Origin of the sequence: Pseudosporangium ferrugineum (genome assembly GCF_003002065.1) — a bacterium.
GTDB lineage: Bacteria > Actinomycetota > Actinomycetes > Mycobacteriales > Micromonosporaceae > Actinoplanes > Actinoplanes ferrugineus_A.
Window position 1 is genome coordinate 1 of record NZ_PVZG01000084.1, and the last position, 1,280, is coordinate 1,280.

A 1,280-nucleotide genomic window follows, 5' to 3' on the forward strand; every position below is an offset into this window, starting at 1 on the left:
CGGGCAGCGCATGGACGACACCGCGGGGGTCGCGCCGGTCCGGTACTGCCGTCAACGCCGCGACCAGACTCGACCGGCGTTCTGCCGGCAGACCCCCGTCCAGGCGGTCCGCGCGCACGGCCAACACGTCAATCAGCGATGATGATCCCAACGGGCGTGGTCCTTCTTCGATCTTCCTGGCTTCGACACCTGGATGATCATAAAAAGGCCGCGCCCGCCTCTATACCGCCATGATCCGGAGCGTCCGCACCCAACCGCCCGCAACGGTCATATCGCTACCTTGCCGGAGCCCTGGTCGGCACGGAGACCTTCAAGAGTGGCGACATGACGGCGTTGCAGAGGGCTCTCGGGTTTCCTAAAGGTATGTTGGCCAGCCACACCGAGGCAAAGGCGGTGACAAATATTGCTTTCCGGGAAGGTGGCACTCTATACCTTCAGGGGCCGCCGTGCACCTCGTGTAAGGGGTGCATGAACCGCGCTGCAGAATACTGGGGGATCGATGTCGTGTATACGTGGGAGAATAAGACGTGGATGACCACCAAGTAAGTCGGGACGCGACCGAGGATGTCGAAATTGTCGCGGCCGCTGCCGTCGAATTGTCGGACGTAGAAACATTTTGTGTAGCTCTGGCAACAGATGAGCATGGCGAGAAGTTTGGGTTATCCTTCCAGGTTCCGCTAAGCGGAGAGTACGACGATCAAGAACGTCGCCTCGAAATGAACACCTATTCCATAAGCGATAACCTAGGGAGGACGGCGTATGGGGGGATTCTTGCGTGGGCGGCTGATCCCGCCGCTTCGGTATTGACCATAACGTTCTCGCAGTCCGTCGTTAGCGTGCTGGATGTGGAAGAAACCCTTAGATTTCATCTGCCATCCGACAAATTTGACGAAGTTGTTGAAGGCTTCCGCCGCGTGCTCGCGGGAGATGAGCAGGGTTTTCTTCAACCGGAGCCAAATCGTGAATCAGGCGAATAGTTTCCCGGCTCGGGGTCGTGATCACGGTTCTATGAGTGTTTGTCGGGCGTAGTGAGCTGATCTCAACAAGATCCGGTTAGGTGTTTGTATTCGAAATGGGTCAGGTGCAGCGCGGCGGCGACGACATCGCCGATCCGGCGAGGGCTGATCGTGGTGCGGCGCAGGGCTTTCCAGCGTCCGACGAGGATGGCGAAGCCGCGTTCGCCCTGCCAGCGCAGGCCACGCAGGAGCCGGTTGTAGGTGCGGTTGTCGACGGCGAGGGGTTTACCGTCGGTCGGTTGCTTGACCGGGGTCTTGATTCCC

3 protein-coding genes are annotated in these 1,280 nt (G+C 59.5%); 2 read left to right on the forward strand and 1 reads right to left on the reverse strand.

Annotation, left to right across the window (positions count from 1 at the left end; translation table 11 throughout):
• The first annotated feature begins 324 nt into the window (after positions 1-324).
• Entirely contained in the window at positions 325-546 is a 222-nt protein-coding gene (locus tag CLV70_RS42215; RefSeq protein ID WP_106131599.1) for a hypothetical protein, read from the forward strand.
• Positions 528-977, forward strand: a complete 450-nt coding sequence (locus CLV70_RS38830; RefSeq protein WP_106131600.1) for an Imm10 family immunity protein — start codon at positions 528-530, stop codon at positions 975-977. The genes CLV70_RS42215 and CLV70_RS38830 overlap by 19 nt, the downstream gene beginning before the upstream one ends.
• Before the next feature lie 62 nt (positions 978-1,039).
• Here the strand turns inward: CLV70_RS38830 and CLV70_RS38835 are convergent.
• Positions 1,040-1,280, reverse strand: a 241-nt coding sequence (locus CLV70_RS38835) for a transposase family protein (protein WP_146164371.1), incomplete at its 5' end; no start/stop codon positions are given.

Bases quoted from the DNA above. Each gene is read 5' to 3' on its own strand.
- CLV70_RS42215 (WP_106131599.1), top strand. From the start codon at position 325: ATGACGGCGTTGCAGAGGGCTCTCGGGTTTCCTAAAGGTATGTTGGCC.